Here is a 16,818-nt window from a genome sequence, read left to right as displayed (position 1 = left end):
GCTTGGTTCATATCAGCGACTACCACCAGTGCTCGATCTGCACCCCCACGTTCGATCCATGCCGGGCATCGGCAAAGGCGCCGCTGGTAGACAATGCGGTTCCCGCGGACAGCTCGTCCGCCGCGCGCTGCGCTGCGCGGTTCCAGGACGCATAGGTGTAATACAGACGTATCTCAGGACGATCTGAAAAGCCTGGCCCGGTAGGCGACCAGGTGGGTGCGAGAGTGAACTTGCTCAGCTTGCGCGTCCCATCTTCCGCATCAACCTGATCGTGTCCGAGTTCTGCGACCAGCTTGAATTGCTCGCTGAGGGCGTAGGTGGGCCGTATCCCGACCGACCACCATTCCTGATCGCCACCATCCCGGCGCTGGTCTTTCTGGTAGACCAGTTGTACGCCGCCGCCAAAACGCCTTGTGGTCTGCCATTGCAGATATTCCACCACGCGCCAGGTGCGGGCCTGAGGGCCGACCGACTCATTGCCGGTGTAGCCCAGGGCGTTGCCCGGCACGCGTCCGTACTGCAGCGCCAGCGTGTTGGTGCCACCCAGCACCTCTTCCTGGAGATGCTGCACCGTAAGCGCCCAGCCGCTGGTAGCATCCCCCTCGTCAGGCTCGTCGACATAGCTGAGGCCGAGCTCGATTTCGCCTTGCTCACCCGCGCCGATGGCGCCCAGGCGCACGTCGTGCCGGTAGTGATAGCGCTGGTTGAGAATGCTGTCCTCGCGCAGATATGCATAGCTCAGTTCGAGATCGCCCAGCGGGAGCTTTTCGATGCCCCCGCCCAGTGCGCGCTGGTCCCAGTAATAGAAGTCGGTCAGGTAAATGTCGTTGCGGTTGTAATACCGTCTGCCAAACCAGACGGATGCTTCCCCCAACGCGGGCACATCGTCCCATTCGCCATACAGCTGGACCATGCGTGCGCTGCCGTGCTCGCCGGTGAACGTAGGGGAATGGTTGTAATCGCTGATCAGCTCGGCCATGCCGGTCAATCTCAACGACGAACCGTTGTCGAATGCCAACACCTGCTGTGACAGTATGAGCTCGATCAGCTGCTCGCATTCGTTCCCCAGGCGGTACTTGCTCAGCGCTCCGACCAGCTGGAAGCAGGCCTGGGTACCTCCGGACGTCGATTCGCCCATCCCGCTGCGCAGATACCCGCTGAATTCCAACGCATACCCCTGTGCCGACGCGCCGCAGGCCAGCGCAAGTGCCCCCGCCCGGACAGATCGTTTGCAGTTCATCTTGCCTCCCGTCCATTAGCCAGCGGTTTTCAGGAACGGCGGCATCCGGGCGTCAGATCCGGACGCTGCTTTCGCTCAAGGGTAGTTCACCGGCCGGCATTGCGCAGAGGGGAAGCGGTCAGTCGCGTGCGACCGGGGCGGACGAAGCCGGCAGCACCCTGGCGGCCAGCAGCAGATTGATGAGCGCACCTGAGATGGCGTAGACGGCAACGCAGGTAATGACATCGGCGCCGAGGGCGGCGCACCCGAGCAGCAGCGACAAGCGTACCGCCGCACTCCAGCAGGTGAGCTGCAGGTGGAAGCGCTGCATCCGCAGGACTGGAAGGGCGGCGAGACAGGGCATGGTGATCAATGTCACGTAGAACCATAGCGCCAGCCAGCGGGCCTGTTCGCCAGCCGGGCGCCACTCGGCACCGAACAGCCATTCGAACAGTATCGGCCCCGCGATGATGACCGAGAGCATCGGTAACGCGGCGGTGGGTGCGAGACCCAGCATGGCCTTGCGGAGCAGGGGTCGTAACGCTTCTCCGCGGCGTGAAGCCTCCGCTAGGCGAGGAGTCAGCACGTCGGTAATGGCCTTGCCGATCAAGGTAACCGGAGCCGTTACCACCACGCGGGCGAGGACATAGAATCCTGCAGCAGCAGCGCCGAACCAGGTTCCGAGTATCAGGACGGGCAAACCCAGTGAGAGACTGCTGACCAGAATCTGCGGCGCGCGGTACACCGGGAAATCGAAGTGGGTCGCGGCGAGTTGGCGCAGAGCCGTGGTCGACTCATGCCTGCGCTGGAAGGCTTCGACGACGACCCGGCGCAGCGATGCGAGATACCACGCGCACGCCACCACCTCTGCAAGCAGCGCCATGCCGACCAGCGTCCCCGCGACAGGAAACGCCAGACCGCCGCCGATCTTTCCGCCATTGGCCGTTACGGACTGAGCCACCGAGACGCGCGCGGAGACGGGAAAGCGCCCAAGGCGATGAGCCCATTGCTCGAGTACCTGGCGCAGTGCCCCGAGTAGCATGAATACCGGCAGCAGGAGCAGCCACGATGCCGTCATTCCGGTGCGTTCGAGCAGAGGCTGGCCGACCCACACGCAGGCGAGTGTCAACAGAGCAAGGACCAGTGCAATGGTCAGCGAAAGCACGCTCAGCCCCTGCGCATCACGATCCTCTCGCGGCAGTACGATCGCCAGCGGGTAACAGAGCGCCGCCACCGGCACCAGCATGGAGACCAGCGCGAGGAAGCTGCCGGCAGCGCCGTAGGCCTCGGGCCCGAACATTCGGGTGATCAGCGGCGTTGCGGCCAGAGTCAGTATTTGCGCGGTGGCGGTTCCACCAGCAAGAACCGCGACATGGCGCAGCGAGCGACCGCTCAGGTGCGTCAGCGAATTGCGCATGACGGCGGTGCCAATCATGCCAGCCGCGCCGCGTCGAGATCGCCCCAGTCGTCGTGTTGTTCAGCAGCTACCGACACCGGCGCAGTCTGGGGGTCCATGACCGGCACGGGCCGGGGCGGTTCGGGCCACCTGAAGAGTGATCCCAGCGTCCAGTCCCACTGTTCAGGCAAGAACCGGCATTCGCCTGCGCCCGGGGTGAAGGTAAGCTCGCCCACATGAATCTGGCCTTCGAACAGGTACATGTCGACGCGGCAGTAGCCGAACGGGCGCGCGAGGCGCTTGGCCAGCCTGACCATTTCCGGGAGTTCGGCGGGCGGCTCGATGATCTGCGGGTCCAGACTGCCCGGCAGCCGACCGCCGATACGGAACGGCATAACCAGCCAGTCCACGGAATACAGGTTTTGCGTAGTATCACCGAAACGGCCATCAATCACCTGGAGAAAGCTGAAGCTTCGACCGTTGGCATCATTGAAGACGTGGATCTTGTAGTCGGGCGCGGGCTTGCCGCTGATCAGCAGCGCTTTCTCGAACAGCACGCGCGGGCGAATATCGTGATAGTGCTTCTCATGGTTGTACTCGGAGAAGTCCACCTTCAGCCATTCATTGGCAGCTTTCGACAGTTCGACCACGTCGCAGCAGGACTTGTCGTTGATGATCCGCAGGGCGCCGCAACTGTGATTGGCCTTGATGACGAAGGAATCGGGAAGCATGGCAAAGTGCTCCGGTCGCACCTCGTCAACCACAGCGTACAGCGGAACATTGTACTGATCGCCAACCACGTCACGGATGTAATCGCGTACCAGCACCTTGTCGGCCAGCCGCGAGAACTCCGGTCTCGGGTAACGCATGCGATGAAAGATCTTTTCCGAGAAGGCGCGGGGGTTGTCGAAATTGCAGAACCGGCGGTGAATCCGGAAGTACTGCCACTGGTACAGTGCGGTCTCGCGCAAATCATCGATCAGATCGACCGCCGGCGGGAGGAGGGGCTGAGCTTCCTGCTGGCCGTGGACAAGGCTTTTCAGTGCCATGTTTCGCTCCTTGTTATGGTGGTCCTTCAGGCGACTCTCGCGAGGGTTCGCCTGGCTGCCACTCTGACCCTAACGTGAGACATATCGTTGCCCCGCAGATCTAACGGATGGCTAACGCAAGCATGCCGTTCGTCGCCAGCAAAGCAAACAGTCCGAACTACTGGCAGTTTGAGATGACGAAGCTTCAAATGGACTGAAAATGTCGGTCAAACAGGGAAGTCACCCCATGCCAGCGTCACTGCCTTCGCCCCGCCGCGTACCGCCCCGTTACCATTTTGGTTGCGCCGAGTTCTGTCCGGAAACGCTGCAACTGTCAGTGCTGGGCGAGACAGTAACGCTTGAGCGGCGTCCGCTTCGCCTACTGCACGTTCTGCTGCAGAATGCTGACCGCGTGGTGCCCCATGAGGAACTGCTGCAGGTGGTGTGGGATGGCCGCATCACGGTCCGCAACGTACTGCCCAATGCCATGACCAAGCTACGCAAGGCGCTTGGGCGCGATGCCAAGCTGATCGTCACCATTGCGGGAGTGGGTTACCGACTGAACGGTCCGGTACGCTTCGATGGCGTCGGCTCGGCGGAGGGGGCAGTAGTCGACCGGGCGACCCGGATGGCACCAGACAGCAGCCTGACGACGCTGGATGTATTGCCGCTGCGCATCCGCGCTGCGTCGACCGACGAGCCAGCCGACGCGACCTCCCGGCCGGCGTCGGAAGCCCTTTCCCGATCGCTCATCGACGTCCCCTTGCCGAAGCGACTGGAGGCCTTTCGTCAGTTTGCCGCGTCCGTCGCCAAACGCCATGAGGAGGGTCTGGGCTACACCGGCATCTCGGGCGTCAACGTCAATTTCTTCGCCGATGGGCGCCTGCTTCTGCTGGCGCGTCGGCCGCGCGACACAGCCCCCCCGGCGCCGGCGTACGCGATCAACCCCTACCGCGCCCCGGAACTGTATCGCGGGTATCCCGGCGATGCCCGCAGCGATATCTACTCGCTGGGCGTGATTCTCTATCAACTGTGCAGCGCGGATATCCATCGACCGTTGCTGGGTGACTGGCGCATCGATGTACCCGATCCACGCAGTCAGGCACTGATCGAGGCAGCCACCTGTCCTGATCCGAGCAAAAGGGCCGCGTCCGTCGCCGAATGGCTGGATGCCGCTCCAGCCGAGGGGCCGTCGACCGGGTGGCACAGACTGCTTGGGTTGCCCATCCGGAGGCCCCGCCGCTCGCGGGTCTGAGAGCCTGACTGTCCGGCGGCGCTTCAGGCGTCGAGAGACGGTCCGATCATGTTCGCGAGCTGGTCATAGACCTTCGGGCCCGCCACCAGGAAGGGGTTTCCCTCGGTCAGCCCGTTGCCGCGAAAGAAATCGTTTCGCCGGCCGCCAGCCTCGTCGATCAGCACCAACCCCGCCAGACAATCCCAGCTCTTGAGTTGCGTTTCGTAGTAGCCAATCAGCCGGCCCGCTGCGACATAGGCGGTCATCAATGCGCCCGAGCCGTTGCGAATGAACATGCCGCCTTCATCCAGCAGGCACTGCAGAAACGGCATGAAGTGTTGCTTGCCGGTCGGGTGGAAGGTCCCCGTGCCGGTCAGACCTTCACGGACATGTTGCGCCTGGCTGGCACGCAGCGGCGTGTCGTTGACCCAGGCGCCACGTCCTATGCAGCCATGAAACAGCTCGTCGTGATTCGGATCGGCAATGGCTCCGATACAAGGCTTGCCATCGAGCATCATGCCGACCGATACGCACCAGGTATGCAAGCCGTTGACGAAGCACGCGGTGCCGTCGATCGGGTCGATGACCCATACGCAGCGGGCCGACAGATTGGCCTGGCCACTTTCCTCGCCAAGAAAGCCGTCTTCCGGAAACGCCCGCTCCAGCTCGGCACGGATGAACGCCTCGAGTTCGCGATCGGCGATGCTGACGACATCCTGCTCATCAGCATTCTTGAACTCCACGGTCAGCTCGCGGCGGCCGCTGTAATACGCCATGCCCCGCTGAGCGGCGTCCAGCGCGACATGGCGGGCGAATGCGTAGCGAGAGGTCAGATCGATGTCGATGGCGTGCGGGTCGAGCGGAGACGATGTCATGGCGGTCCTGATCCGGATCGGTGATTGATGATCGGTGGGCGGGATAGTAGAGCATCCCACCGAATTTCGAGCGTCGCGCAGCCGCTAAGTTGCACCGTCAGACAACCCGTCGGTTGTCTTCCTGGGGCATCATGCCCCCAGCAATGTCGACGGCACTGTGCGTCTCCTGTGCCCGGTCACCCCGCGCCAGTCGGCCTCAACGCCACCTCGCGTCGGTGGGCCGCATAGAGCAGCAGCATGCCGATACACATTGCCACTGCCGCCATCCATAACGCCCCATCGTAACGTCCGGTAGCCGTGGCGATGTACCCCGCTATCGCCGGCGCAATGATCTGCGCGATGCCGTAGCTGATGGTTAGTCTGGCCATCGCCTTGGCCGGGTTGGCGGGAAAGCGTCTGCCGATGATCGACAGCGTCAGGCTGACGATGCCCACGAAGGTATTGCCGAACAACACGGCGGCAAGCAGGTTCGAGGCGGTTGCGTCGCTGAGAACCGGCAGCACGATCGACACGATCTGCAGCGCGTAGGCCAGCAGCAGGGCAGGTAGGCCGCCCGTGAGGTTGGCAATGCGGTCCCAGAGAAAGGTCGACGGAGCAGCGGCGACGCCGAGCAGCACCCAGACCCAGCTTCCCCAGCCGGCGAATGCCGGCAGCCGTTCCAGGATAGCCACGATGAAAGTGGCGCTGATGACGTAGCCGGCGCCGGCGCAGAAGTACGCGGCAATGAGCAGGCGGGTCCAGCGGCCGTCCGGGGCCGGCACCGTCGGGGTGTGGCCAGTGGACTGCGCCGCCACCGGTGTCGGGGGCGGCAGCCACAGCCACGCCGGCACGGCAAAGAGCAGCCCAAGCAGTCCCAGCCCAAGCCACTGCTCGGCCCAGTCGAAGTGACCGATCATCAGGCCTACTGCGGCGCCCGAGACGGCTATCCCGACTCCCAGGCCGGCAAAATGTACGCCCAGCTCAGGTTTGTGCTCGTGGCGGATCAGCCAGTTCAGTGCCAGCCCTGAAGCCAGCAGCAGACCTGCCGTGCTGGACAGGCCGGAGAAGTAGCGCAGCAGCGTCCACAGATAAACGTTGTCGGTCAGCCCCATCGCAGCGGTGGTTACTACGCCGAGTACGAGACCGATGCGGTACAGCACGAACTTGCGTTGCAGGCTTCCGGTCGTGGCGGCAATCAATGCGCCGGTGATGTATCCGAGATAATTGAAGGTAGCCAGCCAACCACCAGCCAGATCACTGAGCCCGGCGCCTTCGCGCATAACCGGCAGCATCGGGGTGTAGGCGAAGCGCGCGAGTCCGACCGTGAGGATCAGTGCACAGATGCCCGCAAGAATGACCTTCACCGGGCCAGGGTCTGGGCGAACGACGGCGAAAATGGATGTAGTGCCTGGCATGGGGCGTCCGGGTGTCAGAACTGGTTGGCCATGCTAGCCGACCTGCCAGTGATATTGCATCTGGCGCGCAGTAGCGGCGGCCGTGTCCGGGCCGAGGATGCGCCCTACCAGGTGCAGGCTCATGTCGATGCCGGCTGAGATACCCGCGGAGGTCAGGAGATTGCCCAGATCGACGAAGGGAACCGATTCGAGCACCTGCAGATCAGGATAGGCGCTGCGCAGATCGGGTATATCTTCCCAGTGCGTAGTCACGCGCCGGTTCGCCAGAAGACCGATCTTCGCCAGCAGAAACGCGCCGGTGCAGACCGATGCGACCAATGCCGCGCGCTGCGTCGCCTGGCGGAGCCATGCCAGCGTCGCTTCATCATTGAGCGGCTGGTCGACGACGCCGCCGGGAATGATCAGCAGGTCGGCAGCCGGGACGTCGTCGAACCCGTGATCGGCGATTACCGTCAGGCCATGCCGCGCGGGCAGAGGCGCGGTGGCGGCGGCAACGGTCTGCACGTCGAACGGCGGGTGGGCCATCAGCCCATCGCGTTGTGCTACCCGGGAGGCGACGGAAAAGACCTCGTACGGGCCGGCGAAGTCGAGGATCTCGACATCAGGGAACAGCAGAATCTGCACGCGCAGCGGGCGCTGTCCAACTTCTCGTGCGAGCCATTCCCTGTCTTCGGCGCTCATGCATGTACTCCTGCAGTAGCCGGCGCTTGACGCGCCGGGGGCTGCGGCCGTAAGGTCAGGCTCATGACTAACCCGACGTCGTTGCACGCAACCATGATTATGACCGCCATTGGAGCTTTGGCGGGTTAGCCTACGTCCCCAAACCCGCCTGGAAGGCGGGTTTTTTCATGATTCGTCTCCCAGGCACCCAACGAGCCAGGAGAGCCGAACATGCAGTCCCCCGCATCCCTTGTCACACAGGAACCGGACCAGCCTCCGCCATTCGCGTCGGTGCCTCGCGCATCATCGCCGCCGCCGGACGATCTGATCAAGGCCTGCGTTGCGCGCATTCTTGCCGCACCGGTGTACGACGTTGCCATCGAAACCCCGCTGCAGCCGGCCGCCCGGTTGTCGTCACGCTTTGGTAATCAGGTGCTGCTCAAGCGCGAAGACCTTCAAACGGTGTTCTCATTCAAGATCCGCGGCGCGTATAGCCGGGTGGTGCGGCTGAACCGTTCGGCGCGCAGCCGAGGCGTGGTGGCAGCCTCTGCAGGTAATCACGCACAGGGCCTGGCCCTGGCGGCCCAGTACCTGGGCATTCAGGCACGGATCGTCATGCCGACCGCGACGGCGCAGATCAAGGTCGACGGCGTTCGCGCCCGAGGCGCTCAGGTAATCCTGTACGGGGACTCCTTCGCCGAGGCATTGCGGCACGCGCTGGAGTTGGCAGGGGCATTGCAACTCGAATTCATCCCGCCCTATGACGACCCCGATGTGATCGCGGGTCAGGGGACGGTAGGCATGGAGCTGCTGCGGCAGTGTCCGGGTCAGCTGGATGCGGTTTTCGTGCCGGTGGGCGGCGGCGGTCTGATCGCCGGTGTCGGCGCGTACATCAAGTATCTGCGTCCTGATGTCCGTGTCATCGGTGTGGAGCCCGAGGATTCCAATTGCCTTCAGGCGGCGCTGGCTGCCGGGGAGCGGGTCGTGTTGGGGGAGGTCGGTCGCTTCGCCGACGGTGTTGCCGTGGCGCAGGTTGGCGCCTTCAACTTCGAGCTGTGTAGACGCTGCGTGGATGAGGTCATCACCGTGAGTACCGCCGACCTCTGCACCGCGATCCGTGACATTTTCGAGGACACCCGCTCGATCGTCGAGCCGTCCGGCGCGCTGGCGGTGGCGGGGCTCAAGCACTTTGTCGCACGCGAGAACTGCAGAGGGGCGGTGCTGGCAGCGATCAACTCCGGTGCCAATGTCGACTTCGATCGCCTGGTGGATATCGTCGAGCGTTCCGGACTGCGTCAGATCATGGCCTGAGGCGAGCCAACTGAACCGCCATTGCCGACATGCTGTCAGAGCTCCATTACCGCAGCGGAAGGCAATCATGCAGACGATCGAACTGGGCGGGAAGAGGGTACCGCGCATCGGCCAGGGGACCTGGCGGATGGGTGAACGGGCAGACCAGAGGCAGGCGGAGGTCCGCGCGCTGCGCTCCGGGCTGGATCTCGGTCTGACGCTGATCGACACCGCCGAGATGTATGGCGAGGGCGGCTCCGAAGATGTGGTGGGCGAGGCGATCCGCGGTCGCCGTGATGAGATCTATCTGGTCAGCAAGGTGTATCCCCACAATGCCAGCATGCAGGGCGTTCAGACGGCCTGCGAACGTAGCCTGCGTCGCCTGGATACCGACTGCATCGACCTGTACCTGCTGCACTGGCGCGGCCAGTATCCGCTGAGTGATACCGTCGAGGGCTTCGAACGGCTGCGCGAGCAAGGCAAGATCCTCCGTTGGGGCGTCTCGAACTTCGACGTCGCTGACCTGGCGGAACTCGACGATTCACGTTGCGCCACCAACCAGGTGCTGTACAACCCCGAAGCGCGCGGCATCGAACATGACCTGCTTGGTTGGCAGGCACAGCAGGGAATTCCGCTGATGGCGTACTGTCCGGTGGGCCAGGGCGGCGCGCTGCTGTCGGACCCTGCGTTACGGCAGGTCGCCGAGCGGCACGCGGTCTCTACCGCGCAGGTCGCCCTGGCGTGGGCGCTACGCCAGCCCGGCGTGATCGCCATTCCCAAGGCGGTCGGTCTCGAGCATCTGCGGCAAAACGCTGAAGCCGATGCCGTCCGACTCGATGAACAAGACCTGGCGTTGATTGACGCGGCGTTTCCGCCGCCCAACGGCAAGCGGCCGCTGGAGATGGTATGAATTCCCGCGGCGGTGCCTATCTCGATCTAATTTCGCTGACCCAAGCGCAGGCGGACCAGCCGGTATACGTAGATCATCGCAATGATTGCCACTACGGCTATGGATACCGGGTCGAGATAATCGGCGACCTTTTCGTACTGCGCTTCAAGGATGAATCCGGCCAGCGCCAGCAAGGCCGTCCAGATCAGCGAGCCGGCGGTCGAGTAGCCGATGAATCCGGCCATTGGCATCCGGGCAAGGCCAGCCGGCACTGAAATCAGTGTGCGGATGGTAGGCAGGAGCCGGCCGAAAAACACTGCACTGCGGCCGTGACGCCCGAACCACTGATTCGCCTTTTCGATGTCCTCCGGGCACATGGTCAGCCAGTACCCATGCCTGCCTGTCCAATGCATCAGCCGATCCTTGCCCAGCCGTGCACCTGCGTAGTACCAGGGAAGAGCACCGGCGACCGAACCGGCGGTTCCGGCCACGACCACCCCATAGATGTTCAGCTCGCCCTTGGCAGCCACAAAGCCGGCCAGGGGCATGATCAACTCGGACGGTATGGGCGGGAAGATATTCTCCAGCAGCATCAACAGGAACACGCCGGCGTAGCCAGCGCGAGACACCACATCGACGATCATTTCGAACATCTTTTACCACTCCGTGAATTGAAAATCGCCCGCCCCGCTGAACTGGACAATCAACCGCCAGCGCGCGCCTCGCAGCGCTTGCGGCGTTCATCGACCCGATTGGCGAACCAGGCGGTCGTCAGCTCACGGGTAATTTTCGGACTCTCCAGCCTGATGGTGGGGATCATGGCGCGTGCCAGGGGTCTGCCCTCCATCCTGTCGGCGTATTCGTAGAGTCGCTTGTACAGACGGGTGTTCTCGAATTCGAGCGAATCGCCTCGCTCCAGATCGCGGCGAATGGCGCCGTCGTTCATGTCCAGCTGACTGGCCAGCGATCGCACAGCGCGCTCCGTAGCGCCTGCCTCGCGGCTGCCGTGGATGATCAGGTCACCGTCCAGCGCCAGCTTGATGCCCGTGGCATGCGTGACGGCATGCTGAAAAGCCGCGTTGCGGCTGGCGTACCAGCCGGCATTGAAGTCCGCATAGCGGAACACCGGCCGGTCATAGTTGACCGGATAGTCCAGCAGGTGCGCGATGCCAAAGAACATCCCACCTCGGCGGCTGAAGACCTCTTCGCGAATCGACGTGTCGATCGAGTAGGGATACTTGCTGCGGTATGACTCGGCGAAGGGGATGCTGACCTGCATCGGTCCGCCAGTCTGCACCGGATTTAGCCCGGCGAACAGTTGCCGGCCAAGCGGTACCATGCCGATGAAGTCGTCGAAAATTGCATTGAGCTCCTTCTCCGTGCGCACACGGGCCAGCCGCTCCGTATAGGTCTTGCCATTGGGCGACTTGAGATTCAGCGCTGCGTTGACCACGAATTTCGGCACATACAGCCGCGCTGCCCGGCGGTCGATTTCCTCCCGGGCGATCCTGGACAGACCCGGCACCGGCGGCGCCACCTGAAACGTGGATTCCTGCTGCGTCACTGCCAGCACCGAACAGATATTGCGCGTCGAGGGCTCGATATCCAGTGTGGAGAAGGCGGTAAAGATGTCTGCCGCCCAGCCCTGACGGTCCGGAATTTCGCTGGGAATCAGGCGGACGATACGTGCGCGCACCTCGTCTGGCTGGTAGGCCGGTCCCTGCGCGGGGCGGGTCCCGCAGCCGACCATCAATACGAGCGACAGCAACCAGAGCAGGTGCCAGCCATAGCCGCGAACGTAACGCGATCCGTGGCTGCAGCGGTGGAAGGGCGTGCGGGTACGGAAGATGGGCGTCATGTCTCGCTTCAGTCGCAGGTTGTAATCGGGTTGCCGCCAGACTTCAGAGCGGCGCAGCAGCATGCCGCACTTCTTCGGCCAATGCCAAGATCTGCTCGGCAAGCACGTCAGGGTGGTCCTCTGGCGTGAAATGCAGCCCGCCATCAATCCGGTGCAGTGGCGCTCCGAGATCGCGGGCGAAGCGCTCGCCGTATTCGATCTTCTGAAACGGGTCTGCGGCGCCCCATACAACGCGGGCTGGTATCGCCAGTCCTGGCAGCGCGTCCTGGATGGCCAGCGTGTCGTGTACGTCGAGTGCCTCGACCTGTCGGATCAGGCTGGCGGCGCCGCCATGTCTGGCGTAGGGCTGCCAATGCTGTGCCAGCGATTCTGCGGCCATGGCCTTGTCGTCATGGCCGCGAATCATCAGCAGCCGCAGGATCTGCTTGCCGGCTGCGCCGGGGAGATGACTGATGATCGGTCCGCCTGCGCTCAGTGCCTTGACGCTGGGGATGGGCCAGGAGTCGTAACCGATCGCGTTGGTAAGCAGCAGCCCGGCGCACAGGTCGGGACGTCGCACCGCGGTAATCTGTGCCACGCCACCGCCAAGGTCGTGCCCGACCAGCAACGCACCGCTGATATCCAGGTGATCCATCCACTGCGCGAGGTACTCGGCCTGGTGGGAAATAGACAGATCCTGCCCGACACCGGCGGGAATCGACTCGCCATAGCCGATCATTTCGAACGCCAGACACCGCACACCCTCGAGCTTCGGCATGACATGACGCCAGAGGGTGGGCGAGGTAGGGATACCATGCAACAGCACGACCGGCAGCCCCTCACCCTGCTCGAGCCAGCGCATGGTGACGCCCTTTACATTCGCGGTCTCGCTGCGCATTTCCTGCTCCCGGGGTTGCTTCAGATGTTCATGTGGACTCGACAACGCGGGCAGTGTTCAACCTTACGATCCGTTCGATGGATTCGGCGTGCTGGCATGACAGTGCATGCGGCTCGGTCAGCGGAGGAACGCCACCAGCGCCTCCCTGAAGGCGGGCTTGGTCAGAATGTTGGTATGGTTGCCCGGCATGAGCTGAAGCCGCGCGCCCTCGATGGCTCGCTGGAGTACCTCAGGCTGATGGGCAAATGGATCGTCGTTCCCGGCAATGATCAACGTTGGCGAGTCGATGCGATCGAAGGCGATGCGCTTGTTGTGGAACGCCAGAGCCTGAGCAGCCAGCGCCTTGCGATCAGCCCATAGCGCATCGGCCATTATCCGGAAACCGGCAAGCATCGGATCGCGTACCGAAAAGACGCTGGGCGCGAGCATCGCCTTGGCCAGTCTGCTTCCGAAACCATTCTTTCGACCGCGTCCCAGGCGCGTTGTATGCGCGCCGATCCCACCGACAGCCAGGCGCCGTATCCGCGGATCTTCGGATGCGGCGATCAATGCGACGGTAGCGCCCATCGAATAGCCGACCAGATCGACCTGGTCCAGTGACAGATGATCCAGCAACGCAGATACATCCTGCGCCATGGTTGCCTCGCCATAGCGTGCCGGGTCATGGTGTTTCGTGGAGCGTCCGTGACCGCGCGCATCGAGGGCGATGACCTTGTGTCCGTTGGCGGTGAGCCGACCGACAATGCCGGTCCAGAGCCAGTTGGCACGTGCGTTGGCAACGTAACCGTGATGCAGTACCACCGGCGGCCTGCTGCTGCTGCGGCGGCCCCACTGCTGGTAGAAGATCCTGGTGCCATCGAAAGACGTGAATGTGCTCATGTGCTCCCCCAATTCGCTGCCGCCGCTGCAACCCAGACAGGCGCATGCTATTCGAGGAGGTGTCGAGGCAAAAGTTTCGATTGTCTCAGGGTGAGCTGGAAGCTCGGGTTGCGTGCCAGATCGCTCTGTCGAGCTGAGCCTGGGTGAACGGCTTGGACAGACGCGTCAATCCGATCTCCCTGGCTGCAGCGAGTTCGGCGTATCCGGAGGCAAGAATGATGGCAACGCCCGGGTAATTGCGCCGGATCTCGGCCACCAGCTGCAGGCCGGTCATATGCGGCATGGCATGATCGGTGATCACCAGGTCCACACGGATATGCTTGAGCAACACCAGCGCCTCCCGCGCTGACCGGGCCATCAGCACCTGATGCTCCTGCTCTCGCAGCATGTCGGCAGTGCTCATCAGCACCAGATGATCATCGTCAACGGTGAGGACCGTCAGCGGCGCAACCTGCGGTACCGGTTCGGCGGGGGTTGCGGGGCGGGGTTGGTACTCGGCCTGGACATCCAGGGCCGGCAGCCAAAGCGACGCTACCGTTCCTTTCCCGGGCTCGCTGCCGAGAACCAGTTGCCCCCGTGACTGTTCAGCGAAGCCATGCACCATCGAAAGGCCCAGGCCGGTGCCCTTGCCGATGCCCTTGGTGGTAAAGAACGGCTCGGTGGCGCGCTTGAGCGTGGCATCATCCATGCCTTCACCTTCGTCCCGGACGTCCAGGCAGACGTAGCGCCCGCCGGGAAGCGTATCGGTAACATCGTCGACGATCGTCTCGCGCGCCGTGATGCAGATCCGGCCCTTGCCCCCCATTGCATCGCGCGCATTCAGGGCGAGATTGAGCAGAGCGGACTCAAGCTGGTTGGGGTCGGTCTCGACTAGCGGCAGGCGCTCGGCAAAGTGCGTTTCGATGGTAACCATTGCGCCGAGCGAGCGCTCGAGCAGCTCTGCCATGCCGGCGACCAGAGTCCGCAGGTCGACGTGTTCGGAGCGCAGATCCTGTTTGCGGGCGAAGCTCAGCATGCGCGAGGTCAGCGCGGCACCGCGCTCGACGCCGGATCGTGCGTTATTGACCAGGCGTACCAGCGAGGGGTCGTCCGGCATGCGCTTGCGCAGCAATTCCAGGCTGCCCTGAATCGCCATCAGAAGATTGTTGAAATCGTGCGCAATGCCGCCGGTGAGGTTGCCCAGCGCTTCCATTTTCTGTGCGTGCTGCAGCGCCTGCTCGGCACGCTTGCGAGCGGTGATTTCCACTGCCTCGAGAACGATCGCAACCACTTCGCCTGCTTCGCCCAGTACCGGACGCATGGCGAAGTCGAACGAGCGTACACCGGTCGGCAGATTCACTGTCATGTCGAGACTGACAACATTGCCAGCTGCAACCTCTCCGACTGCCTCGCGAACCTGCTCAGGCACTCCCGGCGTGGCTGTGAACCAGGGGGTGTCCCAGAACAGCAGGCCAGTCACCTCCTCGGCGCGCGCGCCGATTCCGCTTAACGCGGTGGAGTTCATGTACAACAGGCGTCCGTCTGGCGCGATCAATCCCTGATACATGTGCGTGGTTTCCGAGACCGCACGGATATGCGCCTGGCTCTGGGCCAGCGCGGCGGTGCGTTCAGCCACCTCGGTTTCCAGCGCTTCGCGAAAGCGCTGCTCGGCAAGACGCATTTCCGTCTCGGCACGGACCCGCTCGATGTGCGCCCAGGAGCGTTCGATTACCTCGGTGACCAGCGCCATTTCGCTGGCGGTCCATAGGTGGGGTTTGTCGTCGTGCACCGCCATCAGCGCCGTGAGCCGACCTTGCTTGACCAGCGGCAGGCATACGGTCGCGGCAAGGCCCAGGCCGAGAAAGGTGTCGGCTTCTTCGGCAGGCAGCTGTGCGCGCACGTCATCCAGCACCAGAGGCTTGCCGGAACTGAGGTTGCGCACTGCCAGTTCACCGAAGTCCGCCAGATTGTAGTGTCCGATGATGCCGCTCGCGCCCGGTTTGGCCCAGTTGCCGCGGATGGTGAAGCCGTCTTCGTCGGGATCCATGTCGGCGTAGGCGCACAGCGCTACGCCCATATGGCTGCCGAGCATGGTGGTGGTGATTTCCAGTACGGAATCGGCATCAACCCGGTTGGCCGTAGCCTTGCCCAGGCTGTCCAGAAACCGTGCGCGCTCTTCCGCGTGTGCCCGTTCGGTGACATCGTACCCGGCGATGAAGATGCCACTGACCTCGTCATCGCTTTGCGCAATCGGCTGAAAGACGAAATCGACCACCCGCGTCTCGTGTGTCCGGTCGGGCCCTCGGAGGAGTTCCACAGCGGAGGTGCTGGCGTAGGCCTGACCGCTGCGGTAGACCTCGTCGAGTCGATCAACGAACCCCTGGCGGACGATCTCGGGCAGCGCCTCGCGCATCGGCAGGCCGACCAGTGGCCGTTCTCCGACGAACTGTCGGTACGCTGGATTGGCGAGTTCGAATACGTGGTCAGGGCCGCTTAGCATCGCCATCAGGCTCGGCGCCTGCGCGAACAGACGCTCCAGCCGCGAGCTTTCAAACTGCAGCCGCGCCCGGGTATTGACGCTGTCAGTGGTCTCGACCACTACGGCAATGACGCCTGCCGGCTCGCCGTACTCGCCCAGTACAGGGGAATAGTCGAGGTTCAGCCAGACCTCCTCGGCGCCGCCATCGCGCAGCAGCGTGAACGGCTGATCGCGATAGGACAGCGTATCGCCAGCGAGGCAGGCGCGCATGACCGTGTCATTGAAGTCGGCGATCTCTGGCCAGCCCTTGCGCACCTCGGAGCCGAGCAGCTCCGGATGCCGTGCGCCGGCAACCCGGGAATAGGCATCGTTGTAGATCATGATCCCGTGCGCGCCCCATAGAAGCACCATGGGGACCGGCGACAGCAGGACCACGCCGGTCACTGTGCGCAGGCATTGCGGCCAGGTCTCGAGCGGGCCGAGATCCGTGGCAGACCAGTCATGGCGGCGAATGAGCTCGCCGGTTTCCCCCCCGCCTCGCAGGAACGAGTAAAAGTGCGGGTGGTCTGGCGCGCTGGAGTCGACGCTCGTCATGTGTGGTATCCGGACCTTGGTCAGCCAAGCATAAGCCACAACACACATGTTGAACAAAGCGAAGCGGGGCGAGACGGCGATTCCGGCGATGATTAAAGCCGGCAAGCCCACGGCCGATATATACGTTGCAGGTTGCCGATTCCGCCATTCGGGACGGAGTGGCCCCA

At 63.5% G+C, this 16,818-nt stretch carries 13 protein-coding genes and 1 pseudogene; 3 read left to right on the top strand and 11 right to left on the bottom strand.

Annotated elements, in window-relative coordinates:
- Positions 1-19: 19 nt before the first annotated feature.
- The 3 genes from KEM63_RS11375 to KEM63_RS11365 form a co-directional block, all read right to left on the bottom strand.
- Positions 20-1,240, bottom strand: coding sequence for a maltoporin (locus KEM63_RS11375; protein WP_223651734.1), 1,221 nt, complete (start codon positions 1,238-1,240; stop codon positions 20-22).
- Between the two features lie 118 nt (positions 1,241-1,358).
- Positions 1,359-2,654, bottom strand: coding sequence for a lipopolysaccharide biosynthesis protein (locus tag KEM63_RS11370; protein WP_223651732.1), 1,296 nt, complete (start codon positions 2,652-2,654; stop codon positions 1,359-1,361).
- Positions 2,651-3,664, bottom strand: coding sequence for an ATP-grasp fold amidoligase family protein (locus tag KEM63_RS11365; protein ID WP_223651730.1), 1,014 nt, complete (start codon positions 3,662-3,664; stop codon positions 2,651-2,653). Before KEM63_RS11365 ends, KEM63_RS11370 begins: the two co-directional genes overlap by 4 nt.
- A gap of 226 nt (positions 3,665-3,890) precedes the next feature.
- Here KEM63_RS11365 and KEM63_RS11360 point away from each other — a divergent pair, with 226 nt between their 5' ends.
- Positions 3,891-4,898: a winged helix-turn-helix domain-containing protein gene (locus KEM63_RS11360; protein WP_223651729.1), complete on the top strand. Its 1,008-nt coding sequence runs from the start codon at positions 3,891-3,893 to the stop codon at positions 4,896-4,898.
- Positions 4,899-4,921: 23 nt separating this feature from the next.
- On the opposite strand, the gene KEM63_RS11355 is transcribed toward KEM63_RS11360, so the two are convergent.
- From KEM63_RS11355 to KEM63_RS11345, 3 genes are all read right to left on the bottom strand, one after another.
- Positions 4,922-5,752 (bottom strand): inositol monophosphatase family protein, encoded by an 831-nt coding sequence (locus KEM63_RS11355; protein ID WP_223651728.1) that lies wholly within the window; start codon positions 5,750-5,752, stop codon positions 4,922-4,924.
- A 176-nt stretch (positions 5,753-5,928) separates the two neighbouring features.
- Positions 5,929-7,146: a YbfB/YjiJ family MFS transporter gene (locus KEM63_RS11350; RefSeq protein ID WP_223651727.1), complete on the bottom strand. Its 1,218-nt coding sequence runs from the start codon at positions 7,144-7,146 to the stop codon at positions 5,929-5,931.
- Positions 7,147-7,179: 33 nt separating this feature from the next.
- Positions 7,180-7,827, bottom strand: coding sequence for a DJ-1/PfpI family protein (locus KEM63_RS11345; protein WP_223651726.1), 648 nt, complete (start codon positions 7,825-7,827; stop codon positions 7,180-7,182).
- Positions 7,828-8,037: 210 nt separating this feature from the next.
- On the opposite strand from KEM63_RS11345, the pseudogene ilvA reads away from it, so the two are divergent.
- Positions 8,038-9,099: pseudogene (gene ilvA, locus KEM63_RS11340) on the top strand (threonine ammonia-lyase, biosynthetic); the annotation flags it as partial.
- A gap of 85 nt (positions 9,100-9,184) precedes the next feature.
- A complete protein-coding gene (locus KEM63_RS11335; RefSeq protein WP_223651725.1) occupies positions 9,185-10,006 on the top strand; it encodes an aldo/keto reductase in 822 nt (273 codons plus the stop codon).
- Positions 10,007-10,032: 26 nt separating this feature from the next.
- On the opposite strand, the gene KEM63_RS11330 is transcribed toward KEM63_RS11335, so the two are convergent.
- The 5 genes from KEM63_RS11330 to KEM63_RS11310 all read right to left on the bottom strand — a co-directional run bounded on the left by KEM63_RS11330 (position 10,033) and on the right by KEM63_RS11310 (position 16,651).
- Entirely contained in the window at positions 10,033-10,638 is a 606-nt protein-coding gene (locus KEM63_RS11330; RefSeq protein WP_223651724.1) for a DedA family protein, read from the bottom strand.
- A gap of 50 nt (positions 10,639-10,688) precedes the next feature.
- The gene (locus KEM63_RS11325) at positions 10,689-11,735 is read right to left on the bottom strand and encodes a DUF1615 domain-containing protein (RefSeq protein WP_223655866.1); all 1,047 of its coding nucleotides are present in this window, start codon (positions 11,733-11,735) and stop codon (positions 10,689-10,691) included.
- Between the two features lie 151 nt (positions 11,736-11,886).
- On the bottom strand, positions 11,887-12,720 hold the full coding sequence (locus KEM63_RS11320; protein ID WP_223651722.1) for an alpha/beta fold hydrolase: 834 nt from the start codon (positions 12,718-12,720) through the stop codon (positions 11,887-11,889).
- Positions 12,721-12,837: 117 nt separating this feature from the next.
- Positions 12,838-13,599, bottom strand: a complete 762-nt coding sequence (locus KEM63_RS11315) for an alpha/beta fold hydrolase (RefSeq protein WP_223651720.1) — start codon at positions 13,597-13,599, stop codon at positions 12,838-12,840.
- An 85-nt stretch (positions 13,600-13,684) separates the two neighbouring features.
- Positions 13,685-16,651, bottom strand: a complete 2,967-nt coding sequence (locus KEM63_RS11310) for a PAS domain-containing protein (protein ID WP_223651718.1) — start codon at positions 16,649-16,651, stop codon at positions 13,685-13,687.
- Positions 16,652-16,818: the final 167 nt, after the last annotated feature.

The sequence above is a fragment of the Halopseudomonas nanhaiensis genome, from assembly GCF_020025155.1.
Lineage (GTDB): Bacteria > Pseudomonadota > Gammaproteobacteria > Pseudomonadales > Pseudomonadaceae > Halopseudomonas > Halopseudomonas nanhaiensis.
The sequence above is the reverse complement of the archived record's forward strand: the minus strand, read 5'-3'. Positions and strand labels throughout refer to the sequence as shown.